This window comes from Pseudomonas sp. R19M, assembly GCF_050312585.1.
Classification (GTDB): domain Bacteria; phylum Pseudomonadota; class Gammaproteobacteria; order Pseudomonadales; family Pseudomonadaceae; genus Aquipseudomonas; species Aquipseudomonas palleroniana.
The window spans coordinates 20,791-41,153 of record NZ_JBNPJV010000036.1 but is presented as its reverse complement, the minus strand read 5'-3'; the positions used below and the strand labels follow the sequence as shown (position 1 = coordinate 41,153).

Here is a 20,363-nt window from a genome sequence, read left to right as displayed (position 1 = left end):
GCGCTGCATGGCGACAACTATCTACGCCCGACCGCCGCTATTGACGTGATGTGCTAGCGCTCCCATCTACTGGAGCGACACCATGCCCGACGTCACCCGCCCTGCCGTTTCATCCGGCATTCACGGCGCTTTCCTCACGCGCGCCATCCCGCCCTGGTTTTCCCAGGCTCGCCTGCCCCGCCAGCAAGCACTGGCCGAGCATGCCCTGGTCATCCCCGCCTGGTACATCAAGGCCACTGCAGCACAAAAAAACGCCTTGGCCGCCAGCCATGCCAAATACCGCACGGTCTTCAATCAGGTCGACGCTACGCTTGCGACGATCCAGGATGTCCAGGCATTCGCCGAGCCGCTGCTCAAGGCCGCGATCAAGGAGCGTTTCAAGCTCGATATAGACGTGCGCAACGTTTACCTGGCGCGCAAATTCGCGCCCGCCGCCCGTGATGACTTCTATGGTTTTTTCAGCTTTGATCGCACCCGCACATCGCGGCTGGATGAGGAGTACCGAGGCGTCTCTTTGCTGGAGGTCGCCCTGGCCAACTTCCTGCCTGAAGAAGAACACCCTGCGCGCTGCGCCGATTGCGAAATCATCACCGGTTGGAGTGACTACGACGGCGAGGTCATTGCCGATTTTGCGGCGGTCAACTCCCAGGCCAAACCCATTGCGCCCGCCGCGTTCGCCACATTGTGCCGCAGCCTGGATCTGGGTCGCCTGTACCAGCAGCACATCAAGGCCATCCTGCAACCCAGGGGGGTCATTGAGCGCCAGGCGCTCGCCGGTCAGTTGCAGGAGCACCAGCGCCGGCAATTGGCGCTCAGCACTGAAATCGCCTGGCAGCAATTCGCCAAGAAGCCCGACAGCGACCTGGTCGGCGCAGGGATCAGCAGCGCTGTCTACCAGATGCTCAAGCAGGTCCTGGCCGCCAATGCCGCCCCGACGCTGGACAGTCGCCCCGTCACTTTCGCCAACCTGCAGTTGCTCGGGGTGGAACTGGTCGGCCCGCTGCTGATCGGCCCCTCGCGCGTCCGTGCGGCGCGCGTTGAGCGCCTGGCGGTGTATCTGCCCGATGACCCGCAGCAGCCGCTGAAGGAGTACGCCAACCTGTACGAGTTCCTGGCCGACCTGGGTGGCCGCCTGAAAGACACTGAGTATCGGCGCTATTTCAGCCGGTTCGTACCGGTGTCTCAACAAGGTGAGTTCTTCCGACAGCTCAATGCGTTGTATCAGTCGTCGCGACTGCCTCAACCGCCTGACTGGCGGATGGACGAAGCGACCATCAAGGGCGATCTGTGGCAGCACCGCTACCAGGCCAGTGTCGACAAAATCCTCGCTGATGCCCGCGCCGTGGCGGTGCCCACCGACGACGAAGACGCCAAGGCCCGCGCCGCGCGAATCGCGGGGTTCAAGGACGCCGTGGTCAGCGTGTTCAACCTGGCCTCCTTTGTGGTGCCGGGCCTGGGGCCGATCATGCTGGCGGTGGGCGCGCTGCAGATGTGCGAAGAAGTGTACGAAGGCATCGAAGCCTACGAACAAAGCGAAATCCGCGAAATGTGGGCGCACTTTTCCAGTATTGCGCTGAACGTGGCCATGCTTGCCACCGGCGCTACGGTACTGCCCCAAGTGCAAATGTCCGGCGTGGTGGATGCGCTCAGGCCGGTGATCCTGGCCGACGGCAAGCAAAAGCTGTGGCGGGCGGACCTGTCGGTGTATCACCAGGACCTCAAGCTTGAGGGCCAGGCCAACCCGCTGGGGCAGTATGCAGTCGCCGGCAAACATTATCTGCGCCTGGGCGACAAGGTGGTCGAGCACGCCTTTGATGAGTCGATGCAGCGCTGGCGCATCCAACACCCCAGCGATGCGCTGGCCTATCAACCGCCACTGGTGCATAACGGCGCCGGAGCCTGGCGCCAGGTGCATGAGCAGCCGCTGGCGTGGGACCGCCTGACGTTACTGCGGCGTATGGGGCCGATTGTCGACGGCTACAGTGACGCCGCGTTGCTCAGGGCCGCCGATATCAGCGGGGTCAGCGACAGTAGCCTGCGCAAGATGCATCTGGACAACGCCGCGCCGCCGCCTGAGTTGGCCGATACCCTGCGCCTGTTCGAGGCCGAACGAGGCGTGCAGCAGGTCTTGGCGCAGCTGGAGGGCAAGCAGCCGATCGATGAGCGTTACCTGTACGCCCCGGCACTGGTCTGCGAATTACCGCGCTGGCCCGTGGGGCGAGTGCTGCAAGTGTTCGAGAACGCCGAGCTGAGCGGCCCTTCGATTCAATACGGCAGCCAGCATTTACCTTCGGGGAGCACGGCCAAGGCGCCGATCAAAATCAGCCGCGCCGACGTGCTCGGCGGCCAGCTGCCGGTGCGTCTCCTCGCGTCCCTCGATGGAGCGGAAATCACCCGTTTGCTGGGCGGTGAAGCGGCCCGTGTCGAAGCCGCCCAGCCCGAGGAGTTTCGCAAGCAGTTGGCCGACTTTGCCCGTACCCGCCAGCCGGCGTTGTTCGAAAGCCTCTACCAAGGCCGAGCGGCCAAGGACCCCGATGTACAGAAACTGCAGCGCCTGACCCCAGGTTTAAGTGAACCGGCGGCGCAAAGTGTGCTGGACCACGCCTCTGCTGAAGAGTTGACCCGCCTGCGCACTGCGCGCGCGCCTCTGTCACTGTTGGAACAATCACGTTGGCATGCACGCCAGGGGCGCGTCAGCCGAGCACTGGCCGGTCTGCACATGGACAACCTGGCCGCCGCCGACAGCAAACGCCTGGTCCTGCATGCCTTGGGCCAATTGCCGGGCTGGCCGGACGACCTGCGCCTGGAAATCCGCGACGGCGGCATCGACGGGCAGTTGATTGCAGGCGTTGGCGACACCCGCGCCACGCAGCGCAAATACCTGGTCAAGAAAGGCCCGTCCTACCAGGCCTTCAACGAGCGTGGCGAAACCCTCAACAGCGTACCGAGGGACAACGACAACTTTTACCCGTCGCTGATGCATGCCTTGCCCGACGCAGCCCGCCAGGCCCTGGGCATTGCCGAGGTGGCCCGCAGTGCCGAGTTGCGCCAGGCGATCACCGAGTATGCGCTCGCCCACCCGGCCGACGCGGTGCAGGTCCTCGACAGGCGCCTGCCGCGCTTGCGACCGCCGCAGCGTATCGACCGGATGCGTTTGGGCTACCCGGCCAGTGGTCGCGGGGAAGGGCAAGCGCCGGCACTGGTCAGACGAGTGCGGGACGTTTACCCGCAACTGACGGAGCAGCAGGCCAATGGGTTTATTCTCGAACAACTGCGCGCGGGTAAGAGCAACTCGCAAATTCTCAGCCTGCTTGATGATCGCCTGAGCGAATGGCAACGCCTGGAAGCCAGGCTCGACCAGTGGGTTGCCGCACGTGGTGGTAACCGCAGAAGCAAGCAACGCGCAGCACTGAGCATCAAGGACAGTTGGCGCAACGCGCCGTTGGCCGCCGAAGACCCGCGCTATACACAACTGGATATCTGGGCCCAATACCAACTGCCTGCGTTATTGGATGCCGATTTTTCCCATGTGCATAAGTTGCGGATTAGCGGGGATGACTTAACGGATCACACTATCAACCAGATGCTGGAGCGTTTTCCCAATGTACGCGAACTCAAATTGGATGTGCCCACGGTAAATGTTCCCAATCTGCCGTCGGGCCTGCATCGCTTGCCCCAGGTGAGGGCGCTGACCCTCGACGGCCTCGTGGAATTCCAACCCCAAGCGGCCGCCGAATTGGCGAGCCTGGTCAACCTGCGTTCGCTGAAGCTGCATCGCGTACTCACCTCGTTCGATCATCTGGACGTTCGCCCGCTGACCCAGCTGCGCGAACTGACGATTTCCGACACCCACCAGGGCCACTTTCCAGAAAGCACGTTGGACCTGCCTCAACTCGGACGCCTGAACTTGCAATACTCGACCGTGCGGCAATTGCCTGCGCGCCTGCTCCAGCCGGGGCATGAAAAGCTTTGGTCGGGCCTGTCGCTGGACTGGTCTAAGTTGACGCGAGAAAACTTCAAACCGGCTTATGAGTACATCAAGAACCACCCCCAGCACGAGGTCGACCTGGAACAGATGGTGGCTGGGCATGCCATGGGCCAGATCGAGCGAATGGGCCAGTTCATTGCGCCGGTCACATACCACCCGAGCTCGCGTCTGTATGTCTTGATCGACAGGATTGTCGATCGCTGGCCGGACGCTCAGGCCCGCTTCGAAGCCGTCGAGGCGTTCAGCGATGAATACGCAGCGCAGTTGCGTGAATTGGAGCAATGGCATGACAGGGGGACGTCGGTGGCCGTGAGGTTGGGCAGGCAACAAACGATACGGATGTTCATGGCCAGTTGGGTTGAAGGCTTGATGAAACGCTACGACGTATCAGGGTTTTCCAGGAGCCTGGATCTCTCAGGCGTACCCACTGACGAACTGCGGGACCTGCCTGTCCTCAGCGGTGATTTCTCCCATGTGACTGCGCTAGTAATGGGAGCGGAGCGGTCTCTTTGGCAGTTGAACTACGATTTTCGCAACAGCTTTTCCGGCGTACCGCCTCTGGATACCGTCTACAGGCAAACGTCGGAATCGGGTGCGTCATTGAGGCCCATACTTTGGCCGTCCAGGGTCAGAGAAAGGAACGAGACACCGCTTGCTCCGGCGCCTGAGCCTTTGAATTGGGCGACTGGGATTCCACGGCCGGACTACCACATTGACAGCACGGATGATTCGCCTCTCGGCAGCCCCCTGTCCAGCCCTCGTGTCATGAGACCGATGCAGCGCGCAAGGACCTTGCCGGATATTGAACCGGATAGCGATGAAGAGACCTTGGGAACTCATGTGTCATCTGCTCAAGGCTACGAGGTGCTTGCGCAGGATGACTCTAGTAGTACGGAGTTGTTTCCCTGGGTCTTCAGTTTGTCTGTGCCCGAAACTCACGTGCGCAGTAAGCAGTGGCTGCAATTGGCAAGCGAGCCCGACAACCAGGCGTTTTTCCATTTGCTGGCCCGGCTGCGGTTATCCGCAGACTATCGCGCGGACTCCGCCGACCTGACCCGCCGCGTATGGGCGGTGATCGAGGCCGCCACCGCCAATACCGAATTGCGCCAATTGCTGTTCAGCCTGTCGAGCACGCACGGTACCTGCGCGGACGGACGCATGCTGACCTTCAGCGAGTTGGAAGTGAAGGTGTTCGAGTACCAGGCGGTACAGGCGATCGACCCGCATGACCTACCGGCCAGAGGCGCGGCATTGCTGCGCCTGTCGCGGCGCCTGTTTCGCCTGGGCGAGGTGGAGAAACTGGCGGATGGAGTGGCGGGAGCGAATGTGGACAAGGCCGAAGTGCGCCTTGAATACCGCCTTGGCCTCAAGGCCCCACTGGACTTGCCCGGGCAGCCGCAGGGCATGCTCTCCGGCCTGCCGATCCGGGGTCAGGTGCTGAAACAGGCGATTGAAATCGTACAGCAGGCCGAGCAGGGCGAGCCGTTTTACGAAGACCTGATCAGCCGTAGCTACTGGGTGGATTACCTCAAGGCCAGATACCCCGAGTCGTTCGACACCCTCGAGCGCGAGTCCGAGCAGCGTCGCTCGCGCCTGGAGGATGAGCATCAGGCCCTGGACGAAGCCTACGGTGCGGCGGTGACCGCGTTGCAGATCGAACTCGACACCACGCGCAACCAACGGCTGCTGGCCTTATCACGCCAGGAAGTCGCAGCCCTCGAGGCCACCGCCTGAGGCGGCAGTTCAGTGCCGCTGTGCGGTAACTAAGCAGGCACTGTGGCGCACGGTCGTTGCGTAGGCTGAGGTTTCCATCAGTGACGGACGACCGCTCATGTCAGACCGCAAAACCCCAGCACCGCGCCCCGAAGGTGTGTTCCATGCCGACCTTCGGGGTGTCCACTACGACTTTATCAAGGCCCGCGTGCCGAGCTGGTTCAGCCAGGCGCGGGCGCCGCGCCGGCAGGAACTGGCCGACCACGCGCTGGTCTTGCCCGCGTGGTACGTCAAAGCCTCGGGCACCCAAAAACAAGCGCTGGCCGCCAGCCATAGCCGGTACCGCGCAATCTTCAATCAGGTCGATGCCACCCTTGCAACGATCCAGGATGTGCAAGCGTTCGCCGAACCCTTGCTTAAAGCCGCGATCAAGGAACGTTTCAAGCTCGATATAGACGTGCGCAACGTCTACCTGGCGCGCAAATTCGCGCCCGGCGCCCGTGATGATTTCTATGGTTTTTTCAGCTTTGACCGCACCCGCACATCGCGGCTGGATGAGGAGTACCGGGGCGTATCGTTGCTGGAGGTGGCGCTGGCCAACTTCCTGCCCGAAGAAGAACACCCGGCGCGTTGCGCCGATTGCGAAATCATCACCGGCTGGAGCCGCTACGACGGCGACGTCATCCCGGACTTCGCGGCGGTCAACTCCCAGGCCAAGCCCATTGCGCCCGCCGCGTTCGCCAAACTGTGTCGCAGCCTGGATCTGGGTCGCCTGTACCAGCAACACATCAAGGATATCCTGCAACCCAAGGACGAGAAAAAACGCCAGGCGCTGGTCAAGCAACTGCAGGAGCATCAGCGCCAGCAACTGGCGTTCAGCACTGAAATCGCCTGGCAGCAATTCGCCAAGAAGCCCAACAGCTACCTGGTCGGTGCCGGGATCAGCAGTGATGCCTACCGGATGCTCAAGCATGTGCTCGCCGCCAAGGCCGCGCCGACGCTGGATGGCCGCCCGGTGACGTTCGCCAAGCTGCAGTTGCTGGGCGTGGAGCTGGTCGGGCCGTTGTTGATCGGACCCAGGCGCAAGCGTGCGGCGCGGGTCGAGCGCCTGGTGGTGTACCTGCCCGATGACCCGCAGCAACCGCTGAAGGAATACGCCAATCTGTACGAGTTTCTGGCCGACTTGGGCGAGCGCTTGAAGAGCCTCGAGTACCGGCGCTTCTTCAGCCGGTTCGTGCCGGTGTCCGAGCAAGGAGCGTTCTTCGACAAAATCAACGCGCTGTGCCGACCTTCGCGGTCGGTCCAACCCGCGGAGCTGGCGATGGACGAATCGACCATCAAAGGCGACCTGTGGCAGCACCGCCACCAGGCGCATGTCGACAAAATCCTCGCCGACGCCCGCGCCGTCGCGGTGCCCACCGATGACGAGGACGCCAAGGCCCGTGCGGCCCGGTTGGAAGGTTTCAAGGATGCCGTGCTCAGCGTGTTCAACCTGGCCGCCTTCGTGGTGCCGGGCCTGGGCCCACTCATGCTGGTGGTGGGCGCCGCGCAGATGTGCGAGGAAGTGTACGAGGGCATCGATGCCTACGAACAAGGCGAAACCCGTGAAATGTGGGCGCATTTTTCCAGTATTGCGCTGAACGTGGCCATGCTCGGTACCGGCGCCACCGTGCTGCCCCACGTGCAAGTGTCCGGTGTGGTCGAGGCGCTCAAGCCGGTGATCCTGGCCGACGGCAAGCAGAAGCTGTGGAACCCGGACTTGTCACGCTACAAAGCCAATATCCAGCTGGCCACGGATGCCAAACCCGACGGCCTGGGCCTGTACCGTCACGAGGGAAAACCGGTGCTGGTCCTTGAAGGCAAGCACTACCAGGTCGAGCAGGAAACCGGCACCGGCCAGTACCGTGTGCAGCACCCAGACCGCACGGAGGCCTATCGTCCCCTGCTGGAGCATAACGGCGAAGGTGCCTGGACCCACGAAGGTGAAGACCCGCTGACCTGGGGCGAGGCGACCTTGCTGCGGCGACTGGGCAAACCGGCCGCCGACCTCAGTGCCGAGCGCTTGCAACAGGCGCGCCTGGCCAGCGGGGTCGAGACCGAGGCGCTGCGTGAAGCATTGTTCGACCAGCACGCCACGCCGCGGCTGCTGGCCGACAGTCTCAAGCGCTTTGCCTTGCATCGCGAGCTGGAGAACAGTATCGAGCAATTGCGCAGTCGCAATCCTGCGACCTACGCCAAGGCCGATGCGACGCTGCAACTGGAGCTGATGAAACGCCGTGGCATGCTCTCCAACGAGCCCTCGCTGCGTGTGCTCGGCAGTGACGGGCGCGAGCTATGGAACGACCCGGCGCCCGCGTCCCAGGTTCGCCGGGTCGTCGCACTGGATGCGGTGCAACAAGCGCGGGGCGAATTACTCGAACAGGTGCTGTACACCCTGCAAGGCAGCGACCCGGCGCTCAAGGACATACCCGGCATGGCCGCGCAGACGCTCGGCGAGCGCGCCGCCCAGTTGCGCCTGTACCTGGCCGCCGCCGCCGAACAGCTCAAAGGCTCGCTGCTGGAAGAGCGCTATAAGGCGCAGAACTGCTCCGCCGATGCCGACGTGCAGCGTGTGCTCAACACCTACCCGCAATTGCCCGCGCCAGTGGCCAAGTTGTTGCTCGATGGGATGAGCGCCGAGGATCTGCAAGTCTTTCGCAGCAGCCGGCGCCTACCCGGCCCGAGCCATGAGCGGCTGCGCTGGAGCGAGCAGGAAGTCCGGGTGTCCCGCGCCTATGAGGGCCTGTTCCTCGACTCGATGAGCAATATCGACACTCAGCGTCTTGCGCTGCGCACCTTGGAACTGTTGCCGGGCTGGGCACGCGGTACACGCCTGGAACTGCGCGAGCATTTTGCCGAAGGCCAGGTGCTGGATGCCATCGGCCATCCCGAGGCCACTGCGCGACGAATCCTGGTGCAGGACACCGATGGGCAGTTTCAGGGCGAGGACTTTTACACGGCGCTGTGGCAAGTGCTCACGCCGGCCGAACAACAGGCGATGAATTTCACCAGCGTGACGCAGCTCAAGTCGGCGATCCTGCGCAACCCCTTGCCACGCGAACCCTTACGTACGGTGTTGCTCGATCACCCGTTACGCCGCCCGGTCATTGACCCCACGATGCGCCTGCTCGGGGGAGGGCGCGGTTTCAAGCAACTGGTGAACACGCTGCGTAGCAATGAGGCGCGGGTGCGGCGCTTGTACCCTTCGTTTTCCGATGCCGATGTCAGTGTGTATATCCAGTTCCTGGGGGCCGATGTGCGGGTCCGGTTGACGCAATTGGAAGCCGACTACGCCAACCTGGATCGCAGCCTCAAGACCTGGGTGCGCGCCACCGATACGCCGTCCGATGCCAGTGGCGCGCGGTTCGCCATGGACATCCGACGTTGCTGGCGCCGCGAAACCGGCAGCGAACTGTCGCTGTCGGCCATCGCCCCGCGCAGCCTGCCGGCGCTGACCGCCGATTTCAGCCACGTGGAGGAACTGGCCCTCGGCAAAATCGTCTGGAATGCCGACACCCAGGCATTCTTGAAAAACTTCATGCACATCCGCGAACTGCGCATCAGCGATACCGGCATGACCGAACTGCCTGATATCGTCGGCGACCTGCACCAGCTGACTCATCTGCGCTTGCGCGGCAACCGCATTCGCCTGACCGACGCCAGCGCTGAAAAACTTGCCGGGCTGGATCAACTGCAAAGCCTTGACCTGGCCGGCAACCCGCTGCACATAACACCGGATTTCACTGCCCTGCAGCGCCTCAAATTCCTCGACCTGAGCAATACCGGCATCACCCAGTGGCCCCGGGGCTTGCTGAGCCATGCCGACCTGCTGCGCGTGGACCTGCGCAACAACCAACTGAGCGAGATCCCGCGAGAACACCTCTACCCGCAGGCCGAACATTTCCAGAGCACGATACAGATCAATGGTGTGACGGTGATCGGCGGCAACCCGTTCTCCGAGGCCTGCATGCTGGAAGTGGACAACTATTGGAAGCGTTTGGGCGAAGTCGTACCGGAGTTGGCGCAAAGTGGCATTGCCGATGCGTTTTCCGTCGAGTCCCCCACCATTTTGACGGTGCAGCGCATGTACCCGGACAAGACCATCAAGGCCGCCAGAGAGCTGATCTGGAGCCTGGGCGATGGCGCCGAAGCAGAGTTGGCGCGGCGTGCGACCGAGTTCGACAGGCTGACCGAACAGCTCAACGCCTGGGCTTTCTCCGGTGGCGGCGCCAGTGAACGCTATATTCGCTCCGATCAACTGCGCAGCAACGCGACGACGCGGGATGACCGCTACATCGCCAAGTCACGCATCCTGCAATGCTGGCGTCGCGAGGCGCCGATGAAACTGGCCCATGACGGTACTCCTATCGGCCTCGAGCTGGACCTGGGCAATCTGCGGCTGCCCAGCCTGCCGGACCTGGATGCGGATTTCTCCCATGTCGGTTCGCTCAAGCTCAGCGGGATGGCACTGAGCGCCTCTCCCGAAGGTTTCCTGTCACGTTATCGCAGCGTGCGCTGGCTGGATCTGTCGAACAACCAACTGCGTGAACTGCCACCGGCCCTGGGCGAGATGCACGGTTTGACGCGCTTGTTCTTGCAGAAAAACCAGATCCAGTTGACCCCGCAGACCGCCGAGGTCCTGGCCGGTCGCAGCAGCCTGCGGGCATTGTGGCTGGACAACAACCCGTTGGGCATCGCGCCGGATTTCAGCCGGATTCCCGACATGCGTTCGCTGAGCCTGAAAAACGTCAATATCGACACCTGGCCGCCGGGGTTGGGTGAGCAGCCGTTGCTGGACATGGTCGACTTGAGTGGCAACCAGATCACCACGCTACCGGACTTCCTGGTCGCGCCGCTGCCCGAGCAACGGGCGCAATCGGTGCGCCTGAGCCGGGTGGCCAACATGAGCAACAACCCGCTGAGCGAAGCGACGCTGGCGCAGGTGCGGGTGTATTCCGAACGCCTCGAGCAGAACGCATTGAGTGAGCCGGGCAGCCCGAACCTGTTGGTGGTCTCGGCCTTGCGCATCGCGCACCGTGAACTCTTGAATACGGCCCCAGGGTTGGTGTTCGAGCGCTGGAGCCTGGGTTTTTCCGAGGCGCAATTGGCGACGCGCAGGGCTCAGTGGCTGGCACTGCGGGAACGGCCGGGGAGCGCGGGGTTTTTCCGGGTGCTCAGCGATTTGCAGGTGGTCAGCGAGCAGCACACCGACCTGCAAGGCCGTGTCTGGGAGGTGATCGACTGCATCACGCAAAACAGCAGCGAGTCGGAGCGCCTGCGCGAGCAGATGTTCGAATGGGCCGGCCGGCCGGCGTGTTGTGATCGGGCGGCGTTGTCGTTCAGCAACCTCGAAGTCATGGCGATGGTCTACAAGGCACGGGCAGCCGCCACCGACGCGACCCAGGGCGCGGCATTGCGCAAACTGTCGCGGGGGTTGTTCCGCTTGGATGAGGTGGAAAAAATCGCCCTCAACGACATTGCCGAACGGACCGCTGCCATCAACGCCACGCCGCATTTGAGTGATGCCGAGAAAGCCCGGCGCATCAGCCGCCTGGAAGAGGTCGAAATCCGCCTGGCGTATCGCTTCGGCCTCAAGGGCGCCGACCAGCTCGACTTGCCCGGCCAACCGGAACAGGTGCGATTCACCCACATGGGGAGTGTCACCCAGGCGATGCTCGACAGCGCTCGCACGCGGGTGCTCGCACTCGACAATTCGCCGCAGGAGTTCGAAGCGCTGCTGTCCCGGGACTTCTGGCTCGACTACGTGACGCATAAATACCGCACGCAGTTCGATGCCCTGAGCAAGCCGTACCAGGAGCGCCTGGCGGTGCTGTACGAGCAGTCCGCAACCGGCCTGCTGACCGGCGATGAATATGCGGCACAGGCCAAGGACTTGCAGGCCCAACTGGCGATTGAAGAGGCCAACCTGATCGAAGCGTTGACCCGTGAGGAGCTGGCCGCGAGTTAAAACAGGAAATAGCGCTGCGCCATCGGTAGCATTTCCGCCGGCTCGCACCACAGCAACACGCCGTCGGCCTTGACCTGGTAGGTTTGCGGGTCGACATCGATCTGCGGCAGGTAGTCGTTATGGATCAGGTCGGTTTTCTGTACCGAGCGGCAGCCCTTGACCACGCCGATCTGCTTTTTCAAACCCAAGGCTTCGGGCAGCCCGGCGTCAAACGCCGCCTGGCTGATAAAGGTCAGGCTGGTGGCCTGTAGCGAGCTGCCGAAGCTGGCGAACATAGGGCGGTAGTGCACCGGTTGCGGGGTGGGAATCGACGCGTTGGCATCGCCCATCAGGCTCGATGCAATCGCCCCGCCCTTGAGAATCAACGTCGGCTTGACCCCGAAAAACGCCGGGCGCCACAGCACCAGGTCGGCCCACTTACCCACTTCGATCGAGCCCACCTCATGGCTGATACCGTGGGTGATCGCCGGGTTGATGGTGTACTTGGCGATGTAGCGCTTGATGCGGAAGTTGTCGTTACCGGCGCCGTCGCCGGGCAGGGCGCCGCGCTGTTTTTTCATCTTGTCGGCGGTCTGCCAGGTGCGCGTGATGACTTCGCCGACGCGGCCCATGGCCTGGCTGTCGGAGCTGATCATGGAGAACGCGCCGAGGTCGTGCAGGATGTCTTCGGCGGCGATGGTTTCGCGACGGATGCGGCTTTCGGCAAACGCCACGTCTTCGGCAATGCTCGGGTCCAGGTGATGGCAGACCATCAGCATGTCGAGGTGTTCGTCGATGGTGTTGCGGGTGAACGGCCGTGTCGGGTTGGTGGAGCTGGGCAACACGTTGGGGAAACCACAGGCCTTGATGATATCCGGCGCATGGCCGCCCCCGGCACCTTCGGTGTGATAGGTGTGGATGGTGCGCCCCTTGAGCGCGGCGAGGGTGGTTTCGACGAAGCCGGACTCGTTGAGGGTGTCGCTGTGGATCGCCACCTGCACGTCGTACTCATCGGCCACGCTCAGGCAGTTGTCGATACTCGCCGGGGTGGTGCCCCAGTCTTCATGCAACTTCAAGCCGATGGCGCCGGCCTTGACCTGCTCGATCAGCGGCTCGGGCAAGCTGGCGTTGCCCTTGCCGGTAAAACCGATGTTCATCGGGAACGAATCGCTGGCCTGGAGCATGCGCGCCAGGTGCCAGGGCCCGGAGGTGCAGGTGGTGGCGTTGGTGCCGGTGGCCGGCCCGGTGCCGCCGCCGATCATGGTGGTGACGCCACTGGTCAGCGCCTCTTCGATCTGCTGCGGGCAGATGAAGTGCACGTGGCTGTCGATACCGCCGGCGGTGAGGATCATGCCCTCGCCGGCGATCACTTCGGTGCTGGCGCCGATGGCGAGGGTCACGCCGGGCTGGATGTCCGGGTTACCGGCCTTGCCAATGGCGGCGATGCGGCCGTTCTTCAAACCGACGTCAGCCTTGACGATGCCCCAATGGTCGATGATCAGCGCGTTGGTGATGACCGTATCGACGACTTCGTGGGCAAGCAACTGGCTTTGGCCCTGGCCGTCGCGGATCACCTTGCCGCCGCCGAATTTTACTTCTTCGCCATAGACCGTGAAGTCTTTCTCCACTTCGACGAACAGCTCCGTGTCGGCGAGGCGGACCTTGTCACCGACGGTGGGGCCGTACATGTCGGCATAGGCTTGTCTGGAAATTTTCATCGCACGTTGTTCCTCGATCGTTCCCACGCTCTGCGTGGAAATGCAGCCCTGGACGCTCTGCGTCCGCTTTTAAAGTCGTGACGCAGAGCGTCACCGGATGTATTCCCACGCGGAGCGTGGGAACGATCAGTGAAGCCCCTAAAGATCACCCATGATTTTCCCGGCGAAGCCAAATACCCGCCGTCCACCGCTCAAATCCACCAACTCGATTTCACGACTCTGCCCCGGCTCAAACCGCACCGCCGTGCCCGCTGGAATATTCAGGCGCATGCCACGGCTGGCGGCGCGGTCGAAGGTCAGTGCGTCGTTGGTCTCGAAAAAATGATAATGCGAGCCGACCTGGATCGGCCGGTCGCCGCTGTTGGCCACGCTCAGGCTGACGGTGCGCCGGCCCACGTTGAGTTCGATGTCGCCAGGCTGGATCTGATATTCGCCAGGAATCATGCAGGTTGCCCCAATGTCTTGAAGTAGATGGCGGTCGGGGTGTAGCGCCCGTCCGGGCTTTGGCAGTAATCGGGCAGTTCGCCGAGCTTGGTGTAGCGCAGCGCCTGGTAGAAGGCTTCGGCGGCCGAACCGGCCTCGGTGTCCAGGTACAGCAGGCCACGCTTGTGCTGGCGGGCGGCGAGCTCCAGGGTATGCATCAATTGTTGGCCCAGGCCATGACGCCGCGCGCTGCTGTGCACCAACAGCTTCTGCACCTCGGCGCGGTTCAGGCCGTTGGCCTTCTGGCACAGCGCCAATTGCACGCTGGCGATCACCTGCTCCTCACGGACCACCACCCACAGCAACAGGCTGCCATCCTCGATGCTGGCCTGCACGCCGCTCAGATAGGCGCGGGCCTGGGCCTCATCAAAGTCGGCCATGAACCCGACGCTGGCGCCATGCTTGACCGCGTCCAGCAACAGCTCGACCAGGCCCAGACGGTAATGGGCAAAACTTTCAGCATTCACTCGACGCAGGTGCGTGGCGCTCATCGGGGTCACTCCTGGGGTGGCTCGGCACCCGGGTTCAGGGCCAGTTGCATGAAGGTCAAGTCCAGCCAGCGGCCAAACTTGATACCTACTCGGGGCATCTGCCCGGTCGTTATAAAACCTTGGCGCTCATGCAGGCGGATCGAGGCCTGGTTGCCGCTTTCGATGGCGGCGACCATGACGTGTTTGCCGCAGGCCCGCGCGCGTTCGATCAGGGCCTCCATCAAGCGTGGACCGACCCCTTTACCGCGTTGGTCGCTGCGCACATACACCGAGTGCTCGACGCTGTAGCGAAAGCCTTCGAACGGTCGCCAGTCACCGAACGAGGCGTAGCCGGTGACTTCATTGTTTTCGGTGGACACCAGCACCGGATAACCCTGGGCCTGACGCGCACTGAACCAGGCCAGGCGGTTGGCCAGGTCCACCGGTTGTTCGTTCCAGATCGCCGTGGTGTTGCGCACCGCGTCGTTATAGATATCGCGGATCGCCGGCAGATCCTGTTCGGTTGCATCACGAATCATGGGGGGCCTCAGGCGATGGGTTGGTGGACGGTGACCAGCTTGGTGCCGTCGGGGAAGGTGGCTTCCACCTGGATGTCCGGGATCATTTCCGGGATGCCCTCCATCACTTGTTCACGGCTGAGCAAGGTGGTGCCGTAGTGCATCAGGTCGGCCACGGTGCGGCCATCGCGGGCACCCTCCATCAAGGCGGCGGAAATGTAGGCGATGGTTTCCGGGTAGTTGAGCTTCACGCCGCGCGCCAGGCGCCGCTCGGCGACCAAGCCTGCTGTGAAGATCAACAGCTTGTCTTTTTCCCGTGGGGTCAGGTCCATGGTTCAGGTGCTCCAGATTCGGGGTGAAACGGCTTCCCGGCCCAGCGTCGCCGGGCGCAGCAGCCGCCATAAATCGATCAGCCAGGCGCGTGCCAGCAGCGCTTCGCCGGCCAGGCAGCGGGCGACCAGCAGGCCGGGCAGTTGGGTCAGGTCGCCGCGCACGGCGTGAGGCAGGGCGCGGCAGGTGTCCAGCAGTTCAGGGTCGATGTCGGCCGTCAGCAGCAACGTCGCAAAGACCGGCTGCCCGTCCAGGCCGATGGGTGAGTCGAGCAAACCGTCGGCACCTACAATGCGCTGGCGCTCATGCCAGAGCAACCGGCCATCGCGGCGGATATCCAGGTGCGATTGAAAGTGGCCGAGGTCGAAGCGTTCGTCGCTGGCCGGACGGCCCAGGGCGACCACATCCCAGTAGAACAGCCGGGCGTCGCCGTGCAGGTCAATACGCGTGCTGAGCTCGGCTTGAGCGGCGCTGAACACGATGGTTTCCTGGGGCAGCCACTCCAGGGTGGCGCCGGCTTCGACGGTCAAGTCCAGGTGCTGGAAGGCCGGGCTCTGGGCGCGGTACCACTTGGCCGCGCCGGGGCTGGTCAACTGCGCCCAGGCGCCTTCGCCCACCCTTGCGCTGATCGCCAGGCGGTCGCCGCCGGCGATTCCGCCGGGCGGGTGCACGATGATGTGTTGGCACACCTCGGGGCCTTCAGCGTACAAGTGCTTTTGCACCCGTAGCGGGCCGAGGTGGCGACGCATCACCGGGCGCGTCGTGTCGCCGAAACGCGCGTAGCCGAGTTCCAGCGCGGCATGCCAGCTGGGGGTGAACAGGGCAGGGGAAACGGGCAGGTTCATGGCAGAGTGCTTATCGTTAGAAGGCTACAGATTAGATGGTTACCAAGCCGCGTACACCCTCGCGTTCCATATTTTCACCACGGCCTTGCTGCAGGATTTCACCGCGAGACATTACCAGGTACTGGTCGGCCAGTTCGGCGGCAAAGTCGTAGAACTGCTCTACCAGCAGGATGGCCATATCCCCGCGCTCAGCGAGTTTCTTGATCACCGCGCCGATCTCCTTGATCACCGACGGCTGGATGCCTTCGGTGGGTTCATCCAGGATCAGCAGCCTCGGTCGACTGGCCAACGCCCGGCCGATAGCGAGCTGTTGCTGCTGGCCGCCGGACAAGTCGCCGCCACGCCGATGCTTCATTTGCAGTAGAACCGGGAACAATTCGTAGATGAAAGCGGGTACTTCCTTGGCTTCTGAACCCGGAAAACGCGAAAGCCCCATCAACAAGTTTTCTTCCACCGTCAGCCGCCCGAAAATCTCACGGCCCTGGGGCACATAGGCAATACCTGCATGTACGCGCTGGTGCGGCTTGAACCCGGTGATGGCCTTGCCCTCCCAATTGACTGCGCCTTCCTTGGCCGGCAACAGACCCATCAGGCACTTGAGCAGGGTGGTCTTGCCCACGCCGTTACGGCCGAGCAGGCAAGTCACCTCGCCGATCTTCACCTCGAAGGACAGCCCGCGCAGGATGTGGCTACCGCCGTAATACTGGTGCAACTTGTCGACTTGCAGCATGTTCAAACTCTCCTCAATCGATCGTTCCCACGCTCTGCGTGGGAATGCCGCTTAGGACGCTCCGCGTCCGCTCTTAAAGTCGTGACGCGGAGCGTCACTGGATGCGTTCCCACGCGGAGCGTGGGAACGATCAGCGGTCCGTCGCAGGTTTAGCGACCGAGATAGACTTCGATCACCCGCTCGTTTTCCTGTACCTGCGCAAGCGACCCTTCGGCCAGCACGCTGCCCTGGTGCAACACGGTGACGTGGTCGGCAATCGAGCCGACAAAGCCCATGTCGTGCTCCACCACCATCAACGAATGCTTGCCCGCCAGGCGCTTGAACAGTTCGGCGGTAAATTCGGTTTCGGCGTCGGTCATGCCCGCCACCGGTTCGTCCAGCAACAACAACTGGGGGTCTTGCATCAGCAGCATGCCGATTTCCAGGAACTGCTTCTGGCCATGGGACAAGAGCCCGGCCGGGCGCTGCGCCGAGGCGCTGAGGCGGATGGTGTCGAGTACCTCGGCAATGCGGTCTTTCTGTTCGCCGCTCAGGCGCGCGCGCAAGCTGGCCCATACCGACTTGTCGGTCTTCTGCGCCAGCTCCAGGTTTTCGAACACACTGAGGGCTTCGAACACTGTGGGTTTCTGGAACTTGCGGCCAATCCCGGCCTGGGCGATCTGGACTTCGCTCATGCCGGTCAAGTCCAGGGTTTCGCCGAACCAGGCGTGGCCCTGGCTGGGGCGGGTCTTGCCGGTGATCACATCCATCAGCGTCGTCTTGCCTGCCCCGTTGGGGCCGATGATGCAGCGCAGTTCACCGACGCCGATGTACAGGTTCAAGTCGTTGAGCGCCTTGAAGCCATCGAAGCTCACACTGATGCTCTCAAGGGTCAAAATGGTGCCGTGGCGGGTATTCAGGCCCTTGCCGGCGGCCTGGCCCAGGCCGATGGCGTCGCGGCCGATGCCGGCATCGAAAATAGGTTCGAGCATGACGTTCCTCATTTCTTCAGCAGCCCGATAACGCCCTTGGGCAGGTACAGGGTGACGATGATGAACAGCGCCCCGAGGAAGAACAGCCAATATTCCGGGAACGCCACGGTGAACCAGCTTTTCATGCCGTTGACCACACCGGCGCCGAGCAGCGGGCCGATCAACGTGCCGCGCCCGCCCAAGGCCACCCACACGGCCGCTTCGATGGAGTTGGTCGGCGACATTTCGCTGGGGTTGATAATGCCCACTTGCGGTACATACAGCGCCCCGGCCAAGCCGCACAGCACTGCACTCAACACCCACACGAACAGCTTGAAGCCACGCGGGTCGTAACCGCAGAACATCAGGCGGTTTTCCGCGTCACGCAGGGCCGTGAGCACCCGGCCGAACTTGCTCTTGGCCAAGCGCCAACCGATCAACAGACTCGTGACCAGCAACAGCACCGTCGCGACGAACAACACCGCTCGCGTGCCAGGCTCGGTAATGCCGAACCCGAGGATGCTGCGAAAATTGGTGAAGCCGTTGTTGCCGCCAAAGCCGGTCTCGTTGCGAAAGAACAACAGCATCCCGGCAAAGGTCAGGGCCTGGGTCATGATCGAGAAGTACACGCCCTTGATCCGCGAACGAAAGGCGAAGAAACCGAACACCAGCGCCAGCAGGCCCGGCGCCAGGACCACCAGGCACAACGCCCAGAGAAAGTGTTGAGTGCCGACCCAGTACCAGGGCAATTCGGTCCACGACAAAAAGGTCATGAACGCCGGTAACTCATCCCCGGCGGCCTGGCGCATCAGGTACATGCCCATGGCGTAACCGCCCAGTGCGAAGAACAGGCCGTGCCCGAGGGACAACATGCCCGCATAACCCCACACCAGGTCCAGCGCGAGGGCGACGATGGCGTAGCAGAGGATCTTGCCCACCAGGGTCAGGGTGTAGGCCGAGACATGCAACGCGTTGTCCGGCGGCAACAATGACAGCAGCGGCAGGGCGAGCAACACCACGAGGACCAGCGTGCCCAGCGCAATCGTCAGCTTGGGGCCGGCCTTCTGCGTGGCCGTCAGCATCAATGGTTGGTTCATCAGTCGATCACCCGTCCTTTCAGTGCGAAGAGTCCCTGCGGGCGTTTCTGGATAAACAGAATGATCAGCGCGAGGATCAGGATCTTGCCCAGCACCGCACCGATCTGCGGTTCCAGGATCTTGTTGGCGATACCCAGCCCGAAGGCTGCCGTCACGCTGCCGGCCAACTGGCCGACACCGCCGAGCACCACCACCAGGAACGAATCGATGATGTAGCTCTGGCCCAGGTCCGGGCCGACGTTGCCGATCTGGCTCAGCGCCACGCCGCCCAAGCCTGCGATGCCGGAGCCCAGGCCAAAGGCAAGCATGTCCACACGCCCGGTGGGCACGCCACAGCAGGCCGCCATGTTGCGGTTCTGGGTGACGGCGCGCACGTTCAGGCCCAGGCGCGTCTTGTTCAGCAGCAACCAGGTCAGCATCACCACGCACAGGGCGAAGGCGATGATCACGATGCGGTTATAGGGCAGCACCAGGTTGGGCAGCACTTGAATACCCCCGGACAGCCACGCGGGGTTGGACACCTCGACGTTCTGGGCGCCGAATACCAGACGTACCAGCTGGATCAGCATCAGGCTGATGCCCCAGGTGGCGAGCAGGGTTTCCAGCGGGCGGCCATAGAGGTGACGAATCACTGTGCGTTCCAGGGCCATGCCGATGGCGGCGGTGACGAAAAACGCCACCGGCAGCGCAACCAGCGGGTAGAACTCGATGGCTTGCGGCACATAGCGCTGCATCATCAATTGCACCACGTAGGTCGAGTAGGCGCCGAGCATCAGCATCTCGCCGTGGGCCATGTTGATCACGCCGAGCAGGCCAAAGGTAATCGCCAAGCCCAAGGCGGCGAGCAACAAAATTGAACCGAGGGACATGCCACTGAAGGCCTGGCCGAGGATTTCGCCGACCATCAATTTGCGTTTGACCTGGGCCAGGCTGGTCTCGGCGGCGGTGTGCACGGCCGCGTCGGCTTCAGCGCCAGGGGCGAGCAGCGCTTCGAGGCGCGTGCGGGCCAGCGGGTCGCCGGTGCCACCCAATAGGCGTACGGCGGCGAGGCGAACAACGGGGTCGGTGTCCACCAATTGCAGGTTGGCCAACGCCAAGCTGAGGGCGGCGTGCACGCCTTCGTCGGTTTCGGCGGCGACTTGCTGGTCGAGAAATTTCAGTTGCGTGGGCTGTGCGCTTTTTTGCAGGGTCTGTGCAGCGGCCAAGCGCAGCTTGGGATCGGCAGCGAGCAATTGCTGGCTGGCTTGTACGTTGTCGATCAGGCCGCGCAGACGGTTGTTCAGGCGTACGGTTTTGGTTTCACCGTTGACCGTGAGTTGGCCTTGTTGCAGGGCGTCCACCAACTCGATGCGTGCAGGGTCGGGCTGGGCGGCCCAGTCCTGGAGCAGCTTGGCTTGTTGGGCCGGGTTGGCGGCAAGGAAGTCTTCGGCGTCGTTGGCGTGTGCGGCAAAGGGCAGCAACAGCAGGGCCGTCAGGATGAAGCGGTAAAGGGCAGTGGGCATAAACAAGTTTCCTATAGATCGTTCCCACGCTCT

Annotated in this window: 12 protein-coding genes; 2 read left to right on the top strand and 10 right to left on the bottom strand. The window is 63.0% G+C overall.

From position 1 onward, the window contains the following. Window positions 1–82 precede the first annotated feature (82 nt). The gene (locus ACQRBT_RS06310) at window positions 83–5,722 is read left to right on the top strand and encodes an NEL-type E3 ubiquitin ligase domain-containing protein (RefSeq protein ID WP_412046617.1); all 5,640 of its coding nucleotides are present in this window, start codon (window positions 83–85) and stop codon (window positions 5,720–5,722) included. A 97-nt stretch (window positions 5,723–5,819) separates the two neighbouring features. After that, window positions 5,820–11,708, top strand: coding sequence for an NEL-type E3 ubiquitin ligase domain-containing protein (locus tag ACQRBT_RS06305; protein WP_412046618.1), 5,889 nt, complete (start codon window positions 5,820–5,822; stop codon window positions 11,706–11,708). Here ACQRBT_RS06305 and ureC read toward each other — a convergent pair. The 10 genes from ureC to urtB all read right to left on the bottom strand — a co-directional run bounded on the left by ureC (window position 11,705) and on the right by urtB (window position 20,330). Beyond that, complete coding sequence (gene ureC / locus ACQRBT_RS06300) at window positions 11,705–13,405, bottom strand: urease subunit alpha (RefSeq protein ID WP_104995376.1); 1,701 nt, start codon at window positions 13,403–13,405, stop codon at window positions 11,705–11,707. The two genes, ACQRBT_RS06305 and ureC, sit on opposite strands and share 4 nt — an antisense overlap. Window positions 13,406–13,543: 138 nt before the next feature. Then, on the bottom strand, window positions 13,544–13,849 hold the full coding sequence (locus ACQRBT_RS06295) for an urease subunit beta (RefSeq protein WP_060755055.1): 306 nt from the start codon (window positions 13,847–13,849) through the stop codon (window positions 13,544–13,546). Continuing rightward, window positions 13,846–14,379 carry a GNAT family N-acetyltransferase gene (locus ACQRBT_RS06290; protein ID WP_060755054.1) on the bottom strand — a complete coding sequence of 178 codons (534 nt, stop codon included), beginning with the start codon at window positions 14,377–14,379 and terminating at the stop codon, window positions 13,846–13,848. Before ACQRBT_RS06290 ends, ACQRBT_RS06295 begins: the two co-directional genes overlap by 4 nt. A 5-nt stretch (window positions 14,380–14,384) precedes the next feature. Next, on the bottom strand, window positions 14,385–14,897 hold the full coding sequence (locus tag ACQRBT_RS06285) for a GNAT family N-acetyltransferase (protein WP_090367084.1): 513 nt from the start codon (window positions 14,895–14,897) through the stop codon (window positions 14,385–14,387). 8 nt (window positions 14,898–14,905) lie between these two features. Continuing rightward, window positions 14,906–15,208 (bottom strand): urease subunit gamma, encoded by a 303-nt coding sequence (ureA, locus tag ACQRBT_RS06280; protein WP_003171437.1) that lies wholly within the window; start codon window positions 15,206–15,208, stop codon window positions 14,906–14,908. Window positions 15,209–15,211: 3 nt separating this feature from the next. Further along, the gene (locus ACQRBT_RS06275) at window positions 15,212–16,051 is read right to left on the bottom strand and encodes an urease accessory protein UreD (RefSeq protein ID WP_244384499.1); all 840 of its coding nucleotides are present in this window, start codon (window positions 16,049–16,051) and stop codon (window positions 15,212–15,214) included. A 31-nt stretch (window positions 16,052–16,082) separates the two neighbouring features. Continuing rightward, the gene (urtE, locus tag ACQRBT_RS06270; protein WP_104995382.1) at window positions 16,083–16,781 is read right to left on the bottom strand and encodes an urea ABC transporter ATP-binding subunit UrtE; all 699 of its coding nucleotides are present in this window, start codon (window positions 16,779–16,781) and stop codon (window positions 16,083–16,085) included. Window positions 16,782–16,930: 149 nt separating this feature from the next. Then, window positions 16,931–17,764, bottom strand: coding sequence for an urea ABC transporter ATP-binding protein UrtD (gene urtD, locus ACQRBT_RS06265; RefSeq protein ID WP_162493818.1), 834 nt, complete (start codon window positions 17,762–17,764; stop codon window positions 16,931–16,933). Further along, window positions 17,761–18,828 carry an urea ABC transporter permease subunit UrtC gene (urtC, locus tag ACQRBT_RS06260; protein WP_412046619.1) on the bottom strand — a complete coding sequence of 356 codons (1,068 nt, stop codon included), beginning with the start codon at window positions 18,826–18,828 and terminating at the stop codon, window positions 17,761–17,763. The genes urtD and urtC overlap by 4 nt, the downstream gene beginning before the upstream one ends. Then, window positions 18,828–20,330 carry an urea ABC transporter permease subunit UrtB gene (gene urtB, locus ACQRBT_RS06255; protein ID WP_412046620.1) on the bottom strand — a complete coding sequence of 501 codons (1,503 nt, stop codon included), beginning with the start codon at window positions 20,328–20,330 and terminating at the stop codon, window positions 18,828–18,830. Before urtB ends, urtC begins: the two co-directional genes overlap by 1 nt. Between the last annotated feature and the right edge of the window lie 33 nt (window positions 20,331–20,363).